The organism is Stenotrophomonas sp. YJH_SMC_58 (assembly GCF_059369635.1).
In genome coordinates this window covers 1-21,508 of sequence record NZ_JCAFSW010000011.1, presented here as the reverse complement: position 1 = coordinate 21,508, position 21,508 = coordinate 1, and the positions used below count along the sequence as shown (strand labels likewise).

General features: G+C 67.2%; 19 protein-coding genes. 14 read left to right on the top strand and 5 right to left on the bottom strand.

The annotated features are described in order from the left end of the window. The first annotated feature begins 23 nt into the window (after nt 1-23). On the top strand, nt 24-1,424 hold the full coding sequence (gene smeF / locus AC5P68_RS14625; RefSeq protein WP_138970161.1) for a multidrug efflux RND transporter outer membrane subunit SmeF: 1,401 nt from the start codon (nt 24-26) through the stop codon (nt 1,422-1,424). Nucleotides 1,425-1,507: 83 nt separating this feature from the next. Here smeF and AC5P68_RS14620 read toward each other — a convergent pair whose 3' ends face one another. From AC5P68_RS14620 to AC5P68_RS14605, 4 genes are all read right to left on the bottom strand, one after another. After that, nucleotides 1,508-1,930: a low affinity iron permease family protein gene (locus tag AC5P68_RS14620; RefSeq protein ID WP_005411086.1), complete on the bottom strand. Its 423-nt coding sequence runs from the start codon at nt 1,928-1,930 to the stop codon at nt 1,508-1,510. A 67-nt stretch (nt 1,931-1,997) separates the two neighbouring features. After that, a complete protein-coding gene (locus AC5P68_RS14615; RefSeq protein ID WP_005411085.1) occupies nt 1,998-2,333 on the bottom strand; it encodes a hypothetical protein in 336 nt (111 codons plus the stop codon). 75 nt (nt 2,334-2,408) lie between these two features. Further along, on the bottom strand, nt 2,409-2,669 hold the full coding sequence (locus AC5P68_RS14610; protein ID WP_005414515.1) for a hypothetical protein: 261 nt from the start codon (nt 2,667-2,669) through the stop codon (nt 2,409-2,411). 198 nt (nt 2,670-2,867) lie between these two features. Continuing rightward, a complete protein-coding gene (locus AC5P68_RS14605) occupies nt 2,868-3,320 on the bottom strand; it encodes a nucleoside deaminase (RefSeq protein WP_099562485.1) in 453 nt (150 codons plus the stop codon). An 80-nt stretch (nt 3,321-3,400) separates the two neighbouring features. On the opposite strand from AC5P68_RS14605, the gene ubiE reads away from it, so the two are divergent. From ubiE to AC5P68_RS14585, 4 genes are all read left to right on the top strand, one after another. Further along, nucleotides 3,401-4,162 carry a bifunctional demethylmenaquinone methyltransferase/2-methoxy-6-polyprenyl-1,4-benzoquinol methylase UbiE gene (ubiE, locus tag AC5P68_RS14600; RefSeq protein WP_111172648.1) on the top strand — a complete coding sequence of 254 codons (762 nt, stop codon included), beginning with the start codon at nt 3,401-3,403 and terminating at the stop codon, nt 4,160-4,162. A gap of 277 nt (nt 4,163-4,439) precedes the next feature. Beyond that, entirely contained in the window at nt 4,440-6,368 is a 1,929-nt protein-coding gene (locus tag AC5P68_RS14595; protein WP_184014102.1) for a M1 family metallopeptidase, read from the top strand. A gap of 127 nt (nt 6,369-6,495) precedes the next feature. Continuing rightward, nucleotides 6,496-7,227, top strand: coding sequence for a hypothetical protein (locus tag AC5P68_RS14590; protein WP_005411080.1), 732 nt, complete (start codon nt 6,496-6,498; stop codon nt 7,225-7,227). Beyond that, complete coding sequence (locus AC5P68_RS14585; RefSeq protein WP_099484352.1) at nt 7,215-7,850, top strand: HAD family hydrolase; 636 nt, start codon at nt 7,215-7,217, stop codon at nt 7,848-7,850. Before AC5P68_RS14590 ends, AC5P68_RS14585 begins: the two co-directional genes overlap by 13 nt. A gap of 491 nt (nt 7,851-8,341) precedes the next feature. Here AC5P68_RS14585 and AC5P68_RS14580 read toward each other — a convergent pair whose 3' ends face one another. Then, on the bottom strand, nt 8,342-9,280 hold the full coding sequence (locus tag AC5P68_RS14580; protein ID WP_005411078.1) for a carbohydrate kinase family protein: 939 nt from the start codon (nt 9,278-9,280) through the stop codon (nt 8,342-8,344). A 283-nt stretch (nt 9,281-9,563) separates the two neighbouring features. On the opposite strand from AC5P68_RS14580, the gene AC5P68_RS14575 reads away from it, so the two are divergent. From AC5P68_RS14575 to AC5P68_RS14535, 9 genes are all read left to right on the top strand, one after another. Further along, nucleotides 9,564-10,610, top strand: coding sequence for a rod shape-determining protein (locus tag AC5P68_RS14575; RefSeq protein WP_005411077.1), 1,047 nt, complete (start codon nt 9,564-9,566; stop codon nt 10,608-10,610). A gap of 121 nt (nt 10,611-10,731) precedes the next feature. Beyond that, a complete protein-coding gene (gene mreC / locus AC5P68_RS14570; protein WP_080240897.1) occupies nt 10,732-11,745 on the top strand; it encodes a rod shape-determining protein MreC in 1,014 nt (337 codons plus the stop codon). After that, nucleotides 11,742-12,227, top strand: a complete 486-nt coding sequence (gene mreD / locus AC5P68_RS14565; protein ID WP_005411075.1) for a rod shape-determining protein MreD — start codon at nt 11,742-11,744, stop codon at nt 12,225-12,227. Before mreC ends, mreD begins: the two co-directional genes overlap by 4 nt. A gap of 3 nt (nt 12,228-12,230) precedes the next feature. After that, nucleotides 12,231-14,306 (top strand): penicillin-binding protein 2, encoded by a 2,076-nt coding sequence (gene mrdA / locus AC5P68_RS14560; protein ID WP_033834552.1) that lies wholly within the window; start codon nt 12,231-12,233, stop codon nt 14,304-14,306. Next, a complete protein-coding gene (gene rodA / locus AC5P68_RS14555) occupies nt 14,303-15,415 on the top strand; it encodes a rod shape-determining protein RodA (protein WP_005411073.1) in 1,113 nt (370 codons plus the stop codon). The genes mrdA and rodA (AC5P68_RS14555) overlap by 4 nt, the downstream gene beginning before the upstream one ends. A gap of 136 nt (nt 15,416-15,551) precedes the next feature. Then, nucleotides 15,552-16,646: a rod shape-determining protein RodA gene (gene rodA, locus AC5P68_RS14550; RefSeq protein ID WP_033834551.1), complete on the top strand. Its 1,095-nt coding sequence runs from the start codon at nt 15,552-15,554 to the stop codon at nt 16,644-16,646. A gap of 914 nt (nt 16,647-17,560) precedes the next feature. Then, entirely contained in the window at nt 17,561-18,706 is a 1,146-nt protein-coding gene (gene mltB, locus AC5P68_RS14545; protein WP_033834549.1) for a lytic murein transglycosylase B, read from the top strand. Next, on the top strand, nt 18,703-19,971 hold the full coding sequence (locus tag AC5P68_RS14540; protein ID WP_033834548.1) for a septal ring lytic transglycosylase RlpA family protein: 1,269 nt from the start codon (nt 18,703-18,705) through the stop codon (nt 19,969-19,971). Before mltB ends, AC5P68_RS14540 begins: the two co-directional genes overlap by 4 nt. Before the next feature lie 100 nt (nt 19,972-20,071). Then, a complete protein-coding gene (locus AC5P68_RS14535) occupies nt 20,072-21,283 on the top strand; it encodes a D-alanyl-D-alanine carboxypeptidase family protein (RefSeq protein ID WP_049452934.1) in 1,212 nt (403 codons plus the stop codon). Nucleotides 21,284-21,508 lie beyond the last annotated feature (225 nt).

Sequence of the window (21,508 nt, the reverse complement as noted above, 5' to 3'; positions counted from 1 at the left end):
CCTCCTGCCATCCGGCAGTACCGATGGAAGTCATTCCCATGAAAAGTGCATCCCTGTTCCTTTCCATTGCCGCTGTGCTCGCGCTCGCCGGCTGCTCCACCCTGGTGCCGAAGAACACCGCTGTCGCCCCGGCGATCCCGGCGCAGTGGCCGGCCGAGGCCGCGCAGGGCGAGGTGGCCGATGTCGCCGCCGTCGGCTGGCGCGACTTCTTCACCGATGCGCGCCTGCAGCAGGTGATCGACCAGTCGCTGCAGAACAACCGCGATCTGCGCGTGGCCGTGCTCAACGTTGAGCGCGCGCGCGGCCAGTACCGTGTGCAGCGCGCTGATCGCGTGCCCGGCGTGGCCGTTACCGGCCAGATGCAGCGCCAGGGCACCGACGCCGGTGTCAACGAACAGTTCACCGCCGGTGTCGGCGTGGCCGAGTTCGAGCTGGATCTGTTCGGCCGCGTGCGCAATCTCAGTGAAGCCGCGCTGCAGCAGTACTTCGCCGTCGCCGCCAACCGCCGCAACGCGCAGTTGAGCCTGGTGGCCGAGACGGCCACCGCATGGCTGACCTACGGTGCCGACGCGCAGCGGCTGAAGATCGCCGATGCCACGCTGAAGACCTACGAGGATTCGCTGCGCCTGGCCGAGGCCCGCCACGAACGTGGTGGCAGTTCGGCGCTGGAGCTGACCCAGACCCGTACCCTGGTCGAGACCGCGCGTACGGACGCCGCACGCCTGCGTGGCCAGCTGGCCCAGGACCGCAACGCGCTGGCGCTGCTGGCCGGTGGCCAGCTGGATCCGGCGCTGCTGCCGGACAGCATCGAGCCGCAGCTGCTTGCACTGGCACCGCCGCCGGCCGGCCTGCCCAGCGACGTGCTGCTGCAGCGCCCGGACATCATGGCCGCCGAACACCAGCTGTTGGCGGCCAACGCCAACATCGGTGCGGCACGCGCGGCGTTCTTCCCGAGCATCTCGCTGACCGGCAGCATCGGCAGTGGTTCGAGCGAACTGTCCAACCTGTTCGACAGCGGTACGCGCGTGTGGAGCTTCCTGCCGAAGATCACGCTGCCGATCTTCCAGGGCGGCAAGCTGCGCGCCAACCTGGCCATCGCCAACGCGGATCGTGATATCGCTCTGGCGCAGTACGAGAAGTCGATCCAGGTGGGCTTCCGCGAAACCGCCGATGCGCTGGCGTTGAATGTCAGCCTGGACGAGCAGGTGAGTTCACAGCAGCGCCTGGTGGAAGCGGCCGAACAGGCCAACCGCCTGTCGCAGGCGCGCTACGACGCGGGCCTGGACAGCTTCGTGACCCTGCTGGATGCACGTCGTACGGCCTACAACGCACAACAGACCCAGCTGCAGGCGCAGCTGGCGCAGCAGGCCAACCGCATCACCCTGTACAAGGTGCTGGGCGGTGGCTGGCACGAGCGCAGCTGAAGGACAGCCGGCCAGCGGCCGGCTCTACCCTGATGATCGATGGTAGTGCCGGCCGCTGGCCGGCATTGTCAGTCCGGGGCCCGCTACACCGCTTCATCGTCGCGCCGCGCTGCATGGCAGGCGCGAACGCGCGCGAGCGCATCGCCGGCTTCGCGCGCCATCTGCTCGTACTCGGCGCGGATCTCTTCCAGGCGCGCTTCGTCCAGTTCTTCCAGATCCAACAGTTCGTTGTTGGCTTCGGCCGTCGCCCGGATCAGCTCGTCCAGCTTGATCTGCATCGCGGCGGTGTCCGCGTTCTGCGTGTGCTGGATCAGGAACACCATCAGGAAGGTGATGATGGTGGTGCCGGTGTTGATCACCAGCTGCCAGGTGTCGTTGAAACCGAACACCGGGCCACTGATGCCCCAGATCACCACGATCGCTACTGCAGCCAGGAAGGTCCACGGCGAGCCGGTGGCGGCCGCGGCCTTCTTGGCGATCGTATTGAACAGGTTTCGTACTTTCATCGTCGTCGTCCCACCCAGGTGACGAGGATGATCGGCAGTGGCCCGTGCAGGCGCCGTGCAGCGGCGGTCAGGCGCGCATGCGCTGCAGCCGCGGTGCCTGCAGGCTGCGCACCGGACTGCTCTGGTAGACGTGCTGCCAGCAACGGTCGACGAATTCGCGGGCCTGGGCTTCACTCAGTCGCGGCATGATCTGCAGGGCGTACTGGGTCTGGAACATCTCGTCACGTTCGGCCTCGCTGGCGCGCGGCTGGGTGATCAGCGAATCGCAGGCAAACTTGATCCACGGCACGTACGAGCCGAACGAGTTGTGCGGCAGTGCGCCTTCGGCATGTTGGCGGCGCCAGTGATCCAGCTCGGCGTCAACGTTGATGACCGGAGGAATGGTGGGGACTTCAGCGTGCATGACAATCCAGTTCGGTTGAGTGGAAAGGGAGTGGGGGTTCATCGGAGTGTGGCGTATGTGGCGGTGCATGCCGCGTCAGCGCGATGTGGAGCTGGCGTTGGCATGTCCAATCAACTGCGCGTGCTCGACGGCACCGAGATCTTCGGCCAGGGTGGCCATCGCGTTGCACAGGCGCTCGTGGTCGAGCGGATGGCGACGGACCAGCTCCAGTTGCATGCGCTGGTAGGCGGTCCAGAACAACGCGCCGCGCCGGTGCAGTGCATATTGCCGCTGCAGGCGTTCGCGGATCGGGTCGAGGATCGAGTCTGGTGCAGGTCGTACGGCGTGCGCGCACATGGCTGGCTCCGCCGGGGAAAGAAGTCCCGGTAACCCCACCCTAGGCGCGGCAGCCGGGCGGGGTGTTATCGCAGCGTGTGCACGTTGCGCAGCTGACTGTGCACTGGTTCACGGCAATGGCCGCAAACGCTGCCGGCACTGGGGCGTGCCGGCACTGAAGCGTTCATTAAACGGGTTCAACAGGACACTGCGTGGTGATCATTCACCGATGTCTTCATTCCAGATCTCCGGGTGCTGCGCAATGAAGCCGCCCAGCAGGTCCACGCATTCCTGGCTGTCCAGGTCGACCACGTTGACGCCATTTTCCCGCAACCAGTCGATGCCGCCCTGGAAGGTGCGCGATTCGCCCACCACCACGGTGCCGATGTTGAACTGGCGCACCAGGCCAGAGCAGTACCAGCACGGTGCCAGGGTGGTGACCATGATCGTGTCCTGGTAACGGCGCTGGCGGCCGGCCTTGCGGAACGCATCGGTCTCGCCGTGCACCGACGGGTCGCCTTCCTGCACGCGGCGGTTGTGGCCGCAGCCAAGCAGGCGGCCGTCGTTGTGGTACAGGGCCGCGCCGATCGGCACGCCGCCCTCGGCCAGGCCCTGGCGGGCTTCGGCGATGGCGGTCTGCAGCAGGGCCTGGTAGTCGGGCGTGGTGATCATGCGGGGCTCCGGTAAGTCGTGGCCCGCCATGATACGGGCAGGGGGTGCCGCTGGCCCCCGGCGGTGCGATAATCGGGGCCATGAGCGAATCCCCCTACAAAGCCGGTACCACCCATTTCGGGTTCCGCGACGTCGCCGCCAAGGACAAGCAGAAGCTGGTCGGCCAGGTGTTCACCTCGGTCGCGCGCAACTACGACCTGATGAACGACCTGATGAGCCTGGGCGTGCACCGGGCGTGGAAGCGCTACTACGTGGCCACCGCGCAGGTGAAGCCGGGCGACCGCGTGCTCGATCTGGCGGGCGGCACCGGCGACATCGCCGCCCTGCTGAAGGAGCGCGTCGGCGCCGAGGGCTCGGTGGTGCTGGGCGACATCAACGCCGGCATGCTGTCGGTCGGCCGTGATCGCCTGACCAACCGCGGCCTGGTGCTGGGCGTGGACTACGTGCAGTGCAACGCCGAGGCCCTGCCGTTCCCGGACAACAGCTTCGACCTGGTCACCATCGCCTTCGGCCTGCGCAACGTGACCGACAAGGACGCTGGCCTGCGCGAGATGTACCGCGTGCTGAAGGTGGGCGGCCAAGCCCGCGTGCTGGAGTTCTCCGAAGTCACCGCGGACTGGTTCAAGCCGATCTACGACTTCCACTCGTTCAAGATCCTGCCGAAGCTGGGCAAGCTGTTCGCCAATGACTCGGACAGCTACCAGTACCTGGCCGAGAGCATCCGCAAGCACCCGCCGCAGGATGAACTGAAGGCGATGATGGGGCAGGCCGGGTTCGAGCGCTGCCACTACAAGAACCTGACCGGCGGCATCGTTTCGATCCACTCCGGCTACAAGCTGTAAGCTGTAAGCCGTGCTCTGGTGGGTGCCAACCTTGGTTGGTGCTCGCCCGCTGCGGTGATCCGCTCTGGTGGGTGCCGACCGTGGTCGGCACGGACCTGCCGCATGCGTTGATGGATCCGTGCCAACCAAGGTTGGTACCTGCCTGTAGATGCCAACCTTGGTTGGCATGCGCCCGAGGCGCAGGATCGGCTTGCCTGCCATTACCCCGCACCGCGCAACGCCTGCCGGGCCGGAGGGAGGTACCATTGGGGTTTGATCCCCGTAACGGTCCCGATTCATGCGTAATCCGCTGATGCTCCTTCCGCTGGCCGTGGCCCTGGCCGCCGGCTGCTCCCAGGAGGCGGCCGCGCCCGCCGCCGCCCCGACTGCCGCAAAGGCCCCTGCCGCCCCCGTGAACGCCGAGAACCGCAGCCACGACGAAAGCTCGTACGCCGAGCCGGACAAGGTCGTCATCAAGGACATCGCGCTGGATCTGAAGCTGGACTTCGACCAGAAGCAGATCGGCGGCACCGCCACCTACACCCTGGAATGGAAGCAGAAGGACGCCAGCCAGCTGGTGCTCGACACCCGCGAGCTGACCGTGTCCAAGGTCGAGGCCGTCGCCGCCGATGGCGCGCGCAGCCCGCTGAAGTTCGAGCTGGCCGCCGCTGACAAGGTGTTCGGCAGCAAGCTGACCATCGAGGCCCCGGAACAGCCGGCCAAGGTGGAAGTGACCTACCACACCGCACCGACCGCATCGGGCCTGCAGTGGCTGGCACCGTCGATGACCGAGGGCAAGAAGCTGCCCTTCATGTTCAGCCAGTCGCAGGCCATCCACGCCCGTTCGTGGGTGCCGCTGCAGGACACCCCGAGCGTGCGTTTCACCTACAGCGCGCACGTGGTCTCGCGCCCGGACGTGATGGTGCTGATGAGTGCCGACAACGATCCGAAGGCCGCGCGTGACGGTGACTACACCTTCAAGATGCCGCAGCCGATTCCGTCCTACCTGCTGGCCATCGCCGCCGGTGACCTGGTGTTCGAGCCGATCTCCGGCCGCTCCGGCGTCTGGGCCGAGCCGACCATGGTCAACAAGGCCGCCAAGGAATTCGAAGACACCGAGAAGATGATCGGTGCCGCCGAGAAGCTGTACGGCGAATACCGCTGGGGCCGCTACGACATGCTGGTGCTGCCGCCGTCGTTCCCGTTCGGCGGCATGGAGAACCCGCGCCTGACCTTCGCTACCCCGACCGTGATCGTCGGCGACAAGTCGCTGGTCTCGCTGGTGGCCCACGAGCTGGCGCACAGCTGGTCGGGCAACCTGGTGACCAACGCCAGCTGGAAGGACATCTGGCTCAACGAAGGCTTCACCACCTACGTCCAGGGCCGCATCACCGAAGCCCTGTACGGCAAGGAGATGGCCGAGATGGAGAAGCAGATCGACCAGACCGACCTGCTGGCCGAAGTGAAGGACATGAGCCCGGCCGACCAGGCACTGGCGCTGCCGCCGCTGAACGAGCGTGATCCCGACGAAGCGCTCAGCCAGGTCGCCTACGTCAAGGGTGCATGGTTCCTGGAGTTCCTGGAGCAGCGCTTCGGCCGCGAGACCTTCGATCCGTTCCTGCGGGGCTGGTTCGATGACCACGCCTTCCAGAGCGCGAACACCGACCAGTTCGTCGCGTACATGAAGAAGAACCTGCTGCCGAAGAATCCGTCGGCCGTGACCGAGGCCGAACTGAAGGCGTGGCTGGACGAGCCGGGCATCCCGGCGTTCGCGGCCAAGGCGCAGTCGCGGAACTTCAGCAGCGTCGATACCGCGCGCATCGCCTTCGCCAGCGCCGGCACCGTGCCCAGCAGCCAGGTCATCGCCGACTGGAGCACCCAGGAATGGGTGCGCTTCATCGACGGCCTCGGTGCGACCCAGCCGCTGGACAAGCTGGCCACGCTGGACAAGGCCTTCCACTTCACCGGCACCCCCAATGGCGAGATCGCCATGCGCTGGTACCCGCTGGCGATCCGCAGCGGCTACGAGCAGGCCAATGAAGGGGCGGCTGCATTCATCGAGCGCGTCGGCCGTCGCAAGCTGATCCTGCCGATCTACGCCGAACTGGTGAAGACCCCGAAGGGTCTGGAACTGGCCAAGCAGGCCTTCGAAAAGGCCAAGCCGGGCTACCACCCGATCACCACCGCCTCGGTCCAGGACATGCTGGCCAAGGCTGAAGCCAAGTAAGCGGTAGTGCCGGCCGCTGGCTGGCAACCGGTCACTGCTTCACCACCAACGGCGGGGAAACCCGCCGTTGGTGTATCCGCTTTTCGCTGCCGATAGAATCGGGATGCACTCGCATAGGACCTCCGCCATGAAACGACTGATCCTGCTCACCGCCTGCACCCTGGCCCTGGCCGCCTGCAGCAACCCGGAAGAGGAACGCAAGGCGCAGGAAGCCGCTGCGGCCGCCGCGCAGGCGCAGAAGGAGGCCAAGGCCGAAGACGTGGCCAAGCAGTACGACATGGCCGTGGCCGCGCAGGACTGGGAACGCGCGCGCCTGCATGGTGCCTCGCTGCTGGACCAGTACAAGGACACCGCCGCCGCCGAGCGCATCGCCGCAGGCTTCGACGAGGTCAAGGCCAAGGGCGACGCCGCGCGCGACCTGCGCCGCATGCAGGGGCTATGGCAGTACAACCAGATTCCGGTGGGCAGCAAGGGCAACCAGGTCTCGGCGCAGATCTACAGCAAGGAACGGGTGGACGTGGATGGCAGCGGCGCCAAACCGGTGCAGCTGGTGTTCCGCGATCATCCGGAGTGGAAGCGGCATGCCTACCTGGTGCTGCAGGCCGGTGATTTCCGTTGCCCGCAATGCACGGTGAAAGTGACCGTGGATGACGGCAAGCCGGTACCAATGGCGGCCTGGCGCCCGAAGACCGATGAAGCCATCGCCCTGTTCATCACCGATCAGAAGGCACTGTGGAAGCTGGCGCGCAAGGGCAAGTCGATCAGCATCGAGTTCCCGGTCAAGGCCGGTGGCACGCGCACGGCCGTGTTCGAAACCGGCGGTGTCGACGCCAGCCGCATGCCGCAATGGTGGCAGTGAGGGTTGCGACGGGCAGCGCAGTGCACGCGTTGTCCGCGATCCGGCACTGGGTGTTCGACATGGACGGCACACTGACGGTGGCCGTGCATGACTTCGCCGCGATCCGCCGCGCGCTGGAGATCGCCGCGGAGGAAGACATCCTCGACCATATCGCGGCATTGCCCGACGCACCGGCGCAGGCCAAGCGCGCGTGGCTGCTGGATCACGAGCGCGCCCTGGCCGAGGACGCGCTGCCAGCGCCGGGGGCGGTGAAGCTGCTGCGCGCGCTGGCGGCGGCGGGTTGCCGACTGGGCATCCTGACCCGCAACGACCATGCGCTGGCGAAGCTGACGCTGGAGGCGATCGGGGTCGGGGCGTTGTTCGACGACGCCGACATCATCGGCCGCGATGAAGCGGTGCCCAAGCCCTCGCCGGATGGCCTGCAGCAGCATCTTCGTCGCTGGGGCATCGGGGCCGCGCACGCGGTGATGGTCGGTGACCACGCCTACGACCTGGAGTGCGGTCGCGCCGCGGGCGCCCACACCGTGCTGGTCAACCTGCCGGAGAACCCATGGCCGGGCCGGGCCGACTGGCATTTCGCCGATTGCCGCGCCTTGCTGGCGGCCTGGCAGCAAAAGGGGTAGTGCCGGCCGCTGGCCGGTAGTGTCGACCAAGGTCGACACCTACCAGAACACCCGTGGCCAGGCTGGCGGCCTGGCAGAAGGGGTAGTGCCGGCCGCTGGCCGGCAGTGTCGACCAAGGTCGACACCTACCAGAACACCCGTGGCCAGGTTGGCAGCCTGGCAGCAGAAGGGGTAGTGCCGGCCGCTGGCCGGCAGTGTCGACCAAGGTCGGCACCTACCAGAACACCCGTGGCCAGGCTGGCGGCCGGGCAGAAGGGGTAGTGCCGGCCGCTGGCCGGCAGTGTCGACCAAGGTCGACACCTACCAGAACACCGGTGGCCAGGTTGGCGGCCTGGCAGAAGGGGTAGTGCCGGCCGCTGGCCGGCAGTGTCGACCAAGGTCGACACCTACCAACAGCATTCCCAGCAGCGCATCGGGTGGAAAGCCCCCTTGTTGTTCAAGAGGGCGCGCCGAAGGCGCGGGGACAAGGTGGAATGCGCGGGCAGTTCGGCTTACGCGCCCAGCGCGTAACCGAACTGCTGCTTGAACTGCTCGTTGAACTCATCGAAGGTGAAGCGCTGGTTCTGCGTGCCCGGGTGCTCGACCTTCAGCGCGCCCATCAGGTTGCCCATGCGGCCGATGGTCAGCCAGTCGTAGCCCTTCTGGATGCCGTAGATCAGGCCGGCGCGGAAGGCGTCGCCACAGCCGGTCGGATCGACCACGCGGCGCTCGTGCGCCGGCGGGATGTCGTAGCTCTTTTCCGGGGTGTGGATGACCGCACCCTTCGGGCCACGGGTGGTGATGTAGGCCTTGACCCGGCTGACGATCTCCTTCTCGTCCCAGCCGGTGCGCTCCTGCAGCAGGTTCGACTCGTAGTCGTTGACCACCACGTAGTCGGCCTGATCGATGAAGGCGCGCAGCTCGGGGCCGTTGAACAGCGGCATGGCCTGGCCCGGGTCGAAGATGAAAGGAATGCCGTCCTCGTGGAACTCCTGCGCGTTCTGGATCATGCCTTCGCGGCCGTCCGGGCCGACCAGGCCCAGGGTCACGCCCGGCACGCCGCGCACATGGTTCTCGTAGGAGCGCATCATCGCGCCCGGGTGGAAGGCGGTGATCTGGTTGTTGTCGTGGTCGGTGGTGATGAACGCCTGGGGGGTGAACAGCTCGTCGATCACGCGCACGCGCGACAGGTCGATGCCCAGGCCTTCGAAGTATTCGCGGTACGGGCCGAAGTCCGAACCCACGGTGCCCATCGGGATCGGCTGGCCGCCCAGCAGGTGCAGGTTGTAGGCGATGTTGCCGGCGCAGCCGCCGAACTCGCGGCGCATGCGCGGCACGAGGAAGGACACGTTCAGGATGTGCACCTTGTCCGGCAGGATGTGATTCTTGAACTGGTCCGGGAACACCATGATGGTGTCGAAGGCAAGAGAACCACAGATCAGAGCGGACATCGATGTAAGCCTATGCGGTGAATTTTGGGGTGGGCCGGCCCGGTTCAGCGGGCAAGCAAACGGCGCCCTTGGGCGCCCGACGGCGCAAAGGTTACCCGCTGGTGCCGCTCAGGGCCAGAACCGGGTGATGCCCGATCAGGCCGAAAGCCTGTGAAGACGCGGGTTCAGCTAGTTTTTTCCTTGCTCGGCGGCAGGCGGGTTGCTAGGCTTGTCGGCCTCGATTTCTGCCCATTTTTTCGCCATCCCGCGGCGGGCACGACACCCCTCAGGACTCCTTCCTCAGATGTTCAAGAAACTCCGTGGCATGTTCTCCAACGACCTGTCCATCGACCTGGGCACGGCCAACACCCTCATCTACGTGCGCGGGCAGGGGATCGTGCTGAACGAGCCGTCGGTCGTGGCCGTGCGCCAGGACCGTGCCATCGGTGGCACCCGCTCGGTGGCAGCCGTTGGCGCCGAGGCCAAGCAGATGCTCGGCCGTACCCCGGGCCACATCACCACCATCCGCCCGATGAAGGACGGCGTCATCGCCGACTTCACCTACACCGAGGCGATGCTCAAGCACTTCATCAAGAAGGTGCACAAGTCGCGCGTGCTGCGCCCGAGCCCGCGCGTGCTGGTCTGCGTGCCGGCCGGTTCGACCCAGGTCGAGCGCCGCGCGATCAAGGAATCGGCCGAGGAAGCCGGTGCCCGTGACGTGTACCTGATCGAAGAGCCGATGGCTGCCGCGATCGGCGCCGGCATGCCGGTCACCGAAGCCCGTGGCTCGATGGTCATCGACATCGGCGGCGGTACCACCGAAGTGGCGGTGATCTCGCTCAACGGCATCGTCTATTCGGCCTCGGTCCGCATCGGCGGCGACCGCTTCGACGAATCCATCACCAACTACGTGCGCCGCAACCACGGCATGCTGATCGGTGAAGCCACCGCCGAGCGCATCAAGGTCGAGCTGGGTTGTGCCTACCCGCAGGCCGAGGTGCAGGAGCTGGAGATCTCCGGCCGCAACCTCGCCGAGGGCGTGCCGAAGATGATCAAGATCAGCTCCAACGAGGTGCTTGAAGCCCTGCACGAACCGCTGTCGGGCATCGTCAGCGCGGTCAAGCTGGCGCTGGAGCAGACCCCGCCGGAACTGTGTGCCGACGTTGCCGAGCGCGGCATCGTGCTGACCGGCGGCGGCGCCCTGCTGCGTGACCTGGACCGCCTGATCTCCGAAGAAACCGGCCTGCACGTGCAGGTGGCCGACGATCCGCTGACCTGCGTGGCCCGCGGTGGCGGTCGTGCGCTGGAACTGGTGGACATGCACGGCAACGAGTTCTTTGCGCCGGAATAAGCCGTCCCGGCCGTTCCTGCCCGCCGCGCCCTTCCGGGGTGCGGCCCGCCGCGATGGCGGGCCGGCACCGGCGGGGCGTCCGCGTGTTTCCCTTCCGCCTTCTGCCAGTTGAATCGTTGCCGTGCCGCCCTACGCCGGTCCTCCCGTTGCCTCCCGATCCGGTGATGCCGCCAGCCCCCTGCGGTTGCTGGCCTATCTTGCATTGGCCATCACACTGATCGTCCTTGACGATCAGGCGGGTTGGCTGGCGCGCCTGCGCGAGCAGGCCAACAGCCTGGTGCAGCCTGTGTGGGCACTGGCGGGTCTGCCCGGCAAGCTCGGCAACCAGGTCAAGGATTCCGCGGCCAGCCACACCCAGCTGGTCACCGAGAACCGTGAACTGCGCAACCAGCTGCTGCTGGCCAACGCGCGCCTGACCCGCCTGCAGACCGCCGCGCTGGACAACGCCCAGCTGCGCGAACTGCTGAACGTGGCCGAGCGCAGTGGCCTGGACGTGCAGCTGGCGCCGATCCTGGATATCGACCTGGACCCGGTGAAGCAGCGCCTGGTGCTCGACGCCGGCAGCCGCGAAGGCGTGCATGTCGGGCAGGCGGTGATCGATGCCGGTGGCCTGATGGGGCAGGTGATCAGCGTCACCGGCGGTACCTCCACCGTGCTGCTGCTGACCGACCCCGACCACGCGGTGCCGGTCACCGTGGCCCGCAACGGCGTACGCCTGATCGTCTACGGTCGCGGCGACACGCTGGAGCTGCGCGACATCCCGCTCAGCGCCGGTGTGGAAGTGGGCGATGAGATCGTCACCTCCGGCCTCGGTGGCCGCTTCCCGGCCGGCTTCCCGGTCGGCACCATCACCGGCCTGCGCCCGGACGACACCCATGCCTTCCTGGTCGGCGAACTGAAGCCAGCCGCCCAGCTGGATCGTGGCCGTGATGTGCTGCTGCTGCGCCCCGGTGCGGCGATCCGCATTCCGCCGGAACTGCGCCTGCAGCTGGAAGAAACCACTCCGGGTGGCCCGGCCACCGGCGCCACCGTGCCAGCGGGAGCCGCGCCAGCGACAACGACGCCAGCTCCGGTCAGCTCCCCGGTAGTGCCGGCCGCTGGCCGGCAACCGACCACGCCGGAGGCCCAGCGATGAGCCGCCTGCGCGACAACCCGTGGGTATTGCCGGCCAGCCTGGTCGTAGCCCTGCTGCTGGGCCTGCTGCCGTTGCCGGCGCTGCTGCAGCCGCTGCGCCCGTACTGGCTGGCGCTGGTACTGGCGTACTGGGTGATCGAGACGCCCGAGCGCGTCGGCCTGGGCATCGCTTTCGCCAGCGGCGTGGTCGCCGACCTGCTGTACGGCGGCGTGCTCGGCGAACAGGCGCTGCGGCTGGTGATGCTGGCCTTCATCCTGCAGCGTTTCCGCGCCCGCATCCGCTTCTTCCCGATGTCGCAGCAGATGCTGGCCATCGGTGGCCTGTTGTTCAACGACCGCATCGTCAGCGCGCTGGTCCACATCCTGGTGGGCGAGCCGACCCTGCCGTGGTCGTACTGGTGGGCGCCGCTGTTGGGCATGGGCCTGTGGCCGCTGGTGTTCGTGCTGCTGGACGCAGTGCGCTTCGGCAAGCGCGGGCGCTGAGCCATGATCCCGCGCCGCCAGGTCAAGAACCCGCACGCCGAAGCCGAACAGTTCCGCCGCCGTGCGGCGCTGGGTTTCCTGGGCGTGCTGGTCTGCCTGCTGGGCCTGGGCGGCTGGTACTTCAAGCTGCAGGTGCTGGATCACGACGTCTACGCCACGCGCTCGGAAGCCAACCGCATCAAGCCGCGGCCGGTGGTGCCCGGGCGCGGCATGATCTACGACCGCAACGGTCGCCTGCTGGCCGAGAACGTGCCAGCGTTCCGCCTGGACGTGACCCCGGACAAGGTCAAGGACATGGACGCCACCCTGGAAGGGCTGGCGAAGATCATCAGCATCAGCCCGGAAGAGCTGGAAGCGTTCAACAAGTCGCGCAAGGCGCGCCGCAAGTTCCTGCCGGTCACGCTGAAGCTGCGCATGAGCGACGAGGAGATGGCGCGCTTCGCCGTCGACCGTTGGCGCTTCCCCGGCGTCGAGCTTGAGCCCTACCTGACCCGGCGTTATCCGTACGGTGACCTGTTCGCGCACATCATCGGCTATGTCGGCCGCGTCGACGACAAGGATCTGGAGATCCTCGGCGAAGGCAATGCCGCGCTGACCCACATCGGCAAGTCCGGCCTGGAGCGCTATTACGAGCAGCAGTTGCGCGGCAAGGTCGGCTACGAGCAGGTCGAAACCAACGTGCAGGGCCGTGCCATCCGCACCATCGGCCGGGTGGCCGCGCAGTCCGGCGCCGACCTGCGGCTGTCGATCGACGCGGACCTGCAGCGTGCCATGGTGGCCGCCTTCGGCGACCAGGAAGGCTCGGCAGTGGCGATGGACCCGCGTACCGGCGAGGTGCTGGCGATGGTCAGCCTGCCGTCCTACGACCCCAACCTGTTCGTCAACGGCATTTCCCATGCCGACTTCAAGGCGCTGAACGAGAACCCGTCGCGGCCGCAGTTCAACCGCCTGGTGCTCGGCGGTGTCGCTCCCGGTTCCACGCTGAAGCCGCTGATCGGGCTGGCCGGCCTGGACTCGGGCGTGCGCCGCCCGGAAGACAAGGTGCTGTCCACCGGCATGTTCTACCTGCCCGGCACCAGCCGTGGCTGGGGTGATGCGCATCGTGGCGGCCATGGCTGGACCGATCTGCGCAAGTCCATCGCCGAGTCGGTCAACACCTACTACTACAAGCTGGCGCTGGACCTGGGCATCGAGCGCTTCGACCATTACATGGAGTACTACGGCTTCGGCCAGCCGACCGGTATCGACCTCACCGGCGAAATCGGCGGCATCCTGCCGTCGCCGGCCTACAAGCGGAAGACCCGCAAGGAAGCCTGGTACCCCGGCGATACGGTCAACATCAGCATCGGCCAGGGCGACTGGAAGGTCACCCCGCTGCAGTTGGCGCGCGGCGTCAGCGCGCTGGCCGACGGGCAGCTGCGCACCCCGCACCTGGTGATCCAGCAGCGCGACGGCTTCGACAGCGACTGGACCGCGACGCCGCCCGGCGAGAGCAAGCCGGTCAGCCCCAACCCCAACAACGTGCAGGCGGTGCGCGAGGGCATGATGGCGACCATGCGGCCGGGCGGCAGCGGCTGGCGCGTGGCGGTCGGTGCGCCGTACGTGATGGCCGGCAAGACCGGTACCGCGCAGGTCATCAGCCGCAAGGGCACCGCAGCGGTGAACCCGAAGAGCCTGCCGATGCACCTGCGCCACCGCGCGCTGTTCGTCGGCTTCGCGCCGGTCGAAAACCCGGTGATCGCGATCGCGGTGGCGGTGGAAGGCGGTGGCTATGGTGGTTCGGCTGCTGCGCCGATCGCCCGCAAGGTGTTCGATGCCTACCTGCTGGGCAAGATGCCCGAGGGCATGCAGCCGCTGGACAGCGAGCGTGGTACCACCGCCATCGGTGCCACCGCGTTCGACAACGAAGACGCCGGCGCACGCCAGGCCGGTGATCTGACGGCCGCGCAGCTGGGCGAACACCCGGTGCAGGTGGGAGCCCCCGCCCCCGAACCGGCCCCTGCGCCGCAGCCGGGCACGCCGGCCGCTGCCGCACTGCCGGCCACGCCACGCCCGACGGTTGCGGAGCCCGCACGATGAAAGTGTTCCTGCGCTGGGCCGGCGACATGCTGCGCCGCTTCTTCAGCACGCTGGACTGGGTGTTGTGCCTGGCCTTGGGCGCGCTGATGGTGATCGGCCTGGCCACCTTGAAGAGTGCCGGTGGCGACGGCCTGGTGATGGCCCAGGGCGCGCGTTTCGCGGTGGGCATGGCTGCACTGTGGGGCATCTCGCGGGTGCCGATCCTGCGCATCCGCTCGGCCACGCCGATGATCTATGCGATCTCCATGATTCCGCTGCTGGCGGTGTTCGTGCTCGGCACCGGCAAGTACGGCCGGCAGTGGCTGGACCTGAAGTTCTTCTACCTGCAGCCGGCCGAGCTGCTGAAGGTCAGCCTGCCGATGATGGTGGCCTGGTACCTGCACAAGATGCCGCTGCCGCCGCGCTTCAACACCGTGCTGGTGGCCTTGATCATCATCGGCGTGCCGACCGGCCTGGTGATGTTGCAGCCCGACTTCGGTACCGGCGTGCTGATCGCCGCCAGCGGCGTGTTCGTACTGCTGCTGGCAGGCCTGCCGTGGTGGTGGGTCGGGCTGGGCGTGGGCGGCGTGGCTGCGGTCGCGCCGGTGGCCTGGTTCTGGCTACTGCGGCCGTACCAGAAGGACCGCATCATGATGTTCCTGGACCCGGAGATGGATGCACTGGGGGCCGGCTGGAACATCATCCAGTCGAAGATCGCGATCGGCTCCGGCGGCTTCGATGGCAAGGGCTGGGGCGAGGGCTCGCAGTCGCACCTGAACTTCATTCCCGAACAGACCACCGACTTCGCGTTCTCGGTGCTGAGCGAGGAATTCGGCTGGATGGGTGTGGCCCTGGTGCTGACCCTGTACCTGGTGGTGATCGGGCGTTGCCTGTGGATCGCCAGCCAGTCGCGCGATTCCTATTCGCGCCTGTTGGCCGGCGCTACCGGCCTGGCGTTCTTCGTCTATGTGCTGGTGAACGGCGGGATGATTTCCGGCCTGCTGCCGGTGGTGGGCGTGCCGATGCCGCTGATCAGCTACGGCGGTACCTCGGCGGTGTCACTGCTGGCCGGCTTCGGCCTGGTGATGGCCGTGCGCAGTCACAACCCGGTGCACGGCGGCTACGGCTAGCACCGGTCGCGCGCTTCGTTGCGCTTCCATCTGCTCGATTGCATCCGCTGTTCTGTAGAGTCGAGCACGGCTTGACTCTACAAGCGCACGCGCACCCTGACAGCTTCACGCAAGCACGTATTGCTACCGTGCCCGCGTGGAATGGAAACGACTGCTTGGCGGCTGCCGTGAGGTGGCGCGCACGATCGATCTGCCGTTGCTGATCGCGTTGCTGATCCTGATGGGCGCGGGCCTGGCGGTGCTGCACAGCGTGTCCGGTCCGGTGGCTGGGCAGGCGGCGCGTTTTGCCGGTGGCCTGGCGTCGATGTGGCTGCTGTCCCGCGTTTCGCTGCTGCGGCTGCGCGCGTGGACGCCGGCAATCTATGCGCTGTCGATGCTGCCGCTGATGGCGGTGTATGTGATCGGTACAGGCAAGTACGGGCAGCGCTGGCTCAATCTCGGCGTGTTCTACCTGCAGCCGTCCGAACTGCTCAAGCTCAGCCTGCCGCTGATGATGGCCTGGTACCTGCATCGGCAACCGCTGCCACCGTCGCCGCGCACCGTACTGACCACCACCGTGCTGATCGGTGTACCCGCCGTGCTGATCCTGATGCAGCCCAACCTGGGCACCGCCACGCTGGTTACCGCCAGCGGCGTGTTCGCGCTGCTGTTGGCCGGATTGCACTGGGGCTGGGTGGCAACTGGCGCGACGGGCCTTGCCGTTGCCGCGCCGCTGGCCTGGTTCGGCCTGCTGCGGCAGTACCAGAAGGATCGCGTGCTGACCTTCCTTGATCCGTCGGCGGATCCGCTTGGCACCGGTTGGAACATCCTGCAGTCGCGCATCGCGATCGGCTCCGGCGGCTGGGACGGGCGCGGCTGGGGGCAGGGCACCCAGGCCACGCTGGACTTCCTGCCTGAGTACACCACCGACTTCGCGTTCTCGGTGCTGGCCGAAGAATTCGGCTGGATCGGCGTGGCCACCGTGTTTGCGCTGTACCTGTTCGTGGTCGGCCGCTGCCTGTGGATCGCGGTGCACGCCCGCGACACGCACGCACGGTTGCTGGCCGGCAGCCTGGGCTTGGCGTTCTTCGTGTACGTACTGGTGAACGGCGGGATGATTTCCGGCCTGCTGCCGGTGGTGGGCATTCCGATGCCGTTGATCAGCTATGGCGGCACCTCGGCGGTGTCGCTGCTGGCGGGTATCGGGCTGGTGATGGCGGTGCGCGGGCACCGGCCCGTGCACGGGGGATAGGGTTTCCAGCCAACGGCGCAGCCCCTCGTGGGTGGTGTCTGGGTGGTCGCGGAAAGCAGAAGCCGCGGGTGGGCCGGTCGGGTTGGGTACGCGGGGGACGCCGTGAATCCGTCCCTGGAGGCTTGACAGCCGCATCCATGCGGCTGACACCCCCACGTACCCAACCCGACCGCCCTCTGACAGATTTTGGCGGTCTGCCACCCACGGAGAAAAAAGAGAAAAGCAAAAGCGGGTCGCGGCGCTGCGCTTGCTTGTGAGCCGAGCATGGTTCGGCTCCACACAAGACAATGAAGCGACCCGCCAAGCCGCTTTTGCTTTTGATCTTCTCTTTCTTCTCCGTGGGTAGACGCGCACGGAACCTGTCCGTGGCCGGGTAGATGGGCTGCGCAGGGGCGTGAGCCGCATCTGCTTTTCGCGGCGACCCACGAGGGGCTGCGCCGTTGGCTGGAAACTTCCTGACTCTGCGCAACGCTCGCTGTGGAAGCGTTCTCACGACGATGCAGGACAGCACACTCGCCGACCAAAGTCCGCAAAAAACGTTAGCTGGTTCACATTTTTACGCCGCGTTGATCTTGATCAATGGACTTGTCGTAATCGGCCTGCACAATGGCGGCCCGTTCGGCACGGCGCGCCGTCTATCGTTGCAGCGCGAGGGGGCGCCGGGCGGGAAGCAGTACTGATCCAACGGATACAAGGAGCGCGGGGCACTGCCACTGGGGAGCGGCAGCCGCGCAGGTATCGACCGGATCCGGTCGCCGGTTGCGTCTGCGGGGATGGGGACGCAACCGGCCACCTCTATCTGAATGGGGAAGCACGATCACGACGCCTTCACATTTCCCGCTGAACACGGGCAAATCGTTGTGATTCATGGTGTTAGGGGTTTTAATTCATCCATGACCTGCTAACCTGCGACGATGATTCGACGCACTCTGGCCTGCATGCTCACCCTCGGCCTGGTCGCCTGCGCGACCCAGCCGAAGTCCCCACCGTCTTCACCCCAGGCCAGCAGTACGCCGCGCCAGCCCGCCACCAGGGCCCATGGGCCGGCCGAGGCTGCACCCGAAGCAACTGCGGCTACCGCGCCGCCGGTCGATCTCACCCCGGTGCCATTCGAGGTCGCGCGGGCCCGCTTCATTGCCGATACCGCCAAGCGCTATGGCCTGAAGCCGGAGCAGATCAGCAGCGTGCTCGACCAGGCGCAGGTGCGCCAGCCGATCATCGCCGCGATGTCGCGCCCGGCCGAGCGGGTCAAGCCGTGGAACGAATACCGGCCGATGTTCATCAGCAAGGCACGCATTGATGGCGGCCGCGCGTTCCTGGCCGAACACCGTGCCGAACTGGATCGCGTGCAGCAGCGCACCGGCGTGCCGGCCGAAGTGATCGTGGCGATCATCGGCGTGGAAACCAGTTACGGAAAGAATGCCGGCAGCCATCGCGTGCTCGATGCGCTGTACACGCTGGCGTTCTACTACCCACGCAGCGGCGACCCGGCCAAGCTCGAACGCGAAGTGCGCCGCGAACTGTTCTTCCGCGATGAGCTGGCCAAGCTGTTCGAGCTGGGCCGCGAAGAGAAACTGGACATCACCACGCTCAAGGGCAGTTATGCCGGTGCGATGGGCATGGGCCAGTTCATGCCGTCCAGTTACCTCGATTACGCGGTGGACGGCAACGGTGATGGTCGACGCGACCTGTTCAACAGCTACGACGACGTGTTCTCCTCCATCGCCAACTACTTCGTGAAGAAGGGGGGCTGGGTGCGTGGTGGCCAGGTTGCGGTACCGGCCACGCTGGCCACGGGCCGCGAGGAGTTCAACCCGACCGAATGGATGCCCACCTGGTCGCTGGCCGACCTCGCACAGCGCGGCTACCAGCCGAGCACGCCGGTGCAGCCGGGCGCCACCGCCACCCCGATCACCCTGGAAGGCAGCACCGGCAAGCAGTACTGGCTGGGCTTCCAGAACTACTACGCGATCACCCGCTACAACCTCTCGAAGATGTACGCGATGGCCGTGTTCCAGCTGTCCCAGGCCATCGCCGGACAGGAGCTGCCCCCGGCATGAACATCAGATGGCTGGTCCCGAGCTTGATCGTCTTCGCGCTGGCGGCCTGCAGCAGCGCGCCGAAGAAGCCGGCCACGGCCGGCCACGGTGGCAAGTCCAGCGGCACGCTGGTGCAGGGCCGTGGTTCGCGACCGGCGCACTGCCCGGAAGGTTCGCCGTATGCAGCGGCCAAGGAAGACCTCAGCACCCGCGGCAATTACACCGCTGGTGGCCTGTACAAACCAGGCGTGCGTGACAGCACGCCCGACTACATTCCCAATGTGGCCTGCATCCCCGAGCCGGAAGTGACCGCCGAGGAACGTTCGGCCATCGGCAACAAGTCGCCGTACGTGGTGCTGGGCAAGTCGTACAAGGTGCTCGACGACACCCATGACTACGTCGAGCGCGGCACCGCGTCGTACTACGGGGCCAAGTTCCATGGCCGCCTGACCTCCAACCGCGAGGTCTACGACATGTACCAGTTCACTGCCGCGCACAAGACGCTGCCGCTGCCCAGCTTCGCCCGCGTGACCAACCTGGACAACGGCGAGTCGGTGATCGTGCGTGTCAACGATCGTGGCCCGTTCCATGACGGCCGCGTGGTCGATCTCAGTTATGCCGCCGCCGTGCGCCTGGGCATCACCCAACGCGGTACCGGCAATGTCGAGGTGCGCGCGCTGCAACCGGGCGAGAGCAACCTGATGGCGCAGAAGCCGTCGCGTCGCGAGCGTCGTGCGGCTGAAGCGGCTGCCGCCACCGCGGTGGCCAGTGCGCGCCCGGCGCCGGCGCCACGTGCTTCCACCGACAGTGATATCGATCGCCTGGTCAACCGCTTGCCGACCGATGGCGCCCCGGCCCGCGGCCAGCCGGCCACCACCCGGGGCGTGGCCAGCACCGCGCCGGATGTGGCGGTCAGCAGCCTGCCGCCAAGCGCGCCGGTGGTGCGCAACTCCGCGCCGGCTCCGGCGGTTGTCGCCAGCACGGCCCCGCGCGCGGTGGCACCGGCACCGGTGCGTGCCGCCGCGGCGGCGCCGAGCCTGTCGCAGCAGATGGTCGGCGCGGTGATGGTGCAGGTCGCCAGCTTCTCCAACCGCGACAACGCCAACCGCGCGATGGGCCAGCTCAGTGCCGCCGGCATCGTCGGCGCGACCATCAGCGACATCGCCGCCGGTGGCCGCACCCTGTTCCGCCTGCGTGTTCCGGCAAGCGACCATGCCAGTGCGGCGGAACTTGTCGGGCGCATCGCCGGTCTGGGCCTGGGTTCGCCGCAGATCGTCAAGGACTGATCCGCCCGGGCCGGTGCTGCCGGCCCATGCTCCCCCGGCCTTACAATGGCCGTTACGTTCCACCCTCCATTCCCGGCCGTCCCCTGGAGCCTGCTGTCCAATGAATTTCCGTTCCGCCGCCACCGCCCTGGCCGCCACCCTGGTGGTGGGCCTGGCTTCCGCCCAGACGCCGCTGCCGACTCCGGCCACGCCGGCGTCCGCCGCCGCCCCGGCCACCGTCGCCACTCCGCCGGCCCCGGCGCCAAGCGTGTCCAAGGCCTGGGTGCTGATGGATTACGCCACCGGCCAGGTGCTGGCTGGTGAAAACATCCACGAGCAGCTGGCCCCGGCCAGCATCACCAAGGTGATGACGTCGTACGTGATCGCCGCCGAGGTCAAGAACGGCAAGGTCCGTGCGGATGACCAGGTGATGATGAGCGAGCGCGCCTGGCGCGAGGGCGGCGCTGGCACCGATGGGAGCTACAGCGGCTTCCCGGTCAACCAGACCGCGCGCCTGGAAGACATGGAAAAGGGCATGGCAATCCAGTCCGGCAATGATGCCGCGATCGCCCTGGCCGAACATGTGGCTGGCAGCGAAGAGGCCTTTGCCTCGCTGATGAACAGCTACGCCGCCAAGATCGGCATGAAGGACTCGCACTTCGTCAACGCCCATGGCCTGACCGCGCAGGGCCACCACAGCACCGCCTACGATCTGGCGCTGCTGGGCCGCGCGATGGTCCGCGATTACCCGGAAACCTACGCGTACAACAAGATCAAGGAATTCCAGGTCGGCAACATCAAGCAGCCGAACCGCAACCTGCTGCTGTGGCGCGATGGCAGCGTGGACGGCATCAAGACCGGCCACACCTCCGAGGCGGGCTACTGCCTGATGAGCTCGGCCCAGCGTGGCGACCAGCGCCTGATCGCAGTGGTGCTGGGCGGTGCGTCGGAGAAGCAGCGTGCCGATGACAGCCTGGCCCTGCTGAACTGGGGCTTCCGCTTCTTCGAGACCCACCGCCTCTACGAGCCGGGCAAGGCCGTGGCCGAGCACAAGGTCTGGAAGGGCACCACCGACAAGGTGCAGCTGGGCGTGGCCCAGCCGATGCTGGTCAGCGTGCCGCGCGGCCGCTACAACGACCTGAAGCCGAGCATCGACGTGCCCAAGACCCTGGAAGCACCGTTCACCGCCGGCCAGCAGATCGGTACCGTGAAGGTCACCCTGGATGGCAAGGTCATCGCCGAGGCACCGCTGGTGGCCGTGGCCGCCGTCGAGCAGGCCGGCTTCTTCAAGCGCCTGTGGGACAGCTTCTGGATGTGGTGGGAATCGGAATGATCCACGCCCTGGCGTGGTGAAGGAAAAGGCCGGCGAATGCCGGCCTTTTCCGTTTCGGGATGCCGGCTCCGCATGATTCCCGCCGGATATGGGTAGTGCCGGCCGCTGGCCGGCTCCCCATGGACCCATCCGGATGTGGGTAGTGCCGGCCGCTGGCCGGCTCCTCATGGACCCATCCGGATGTGGGTAGTGCCGGCCGCTGGCCGGCTCCCCATGGACCCATCC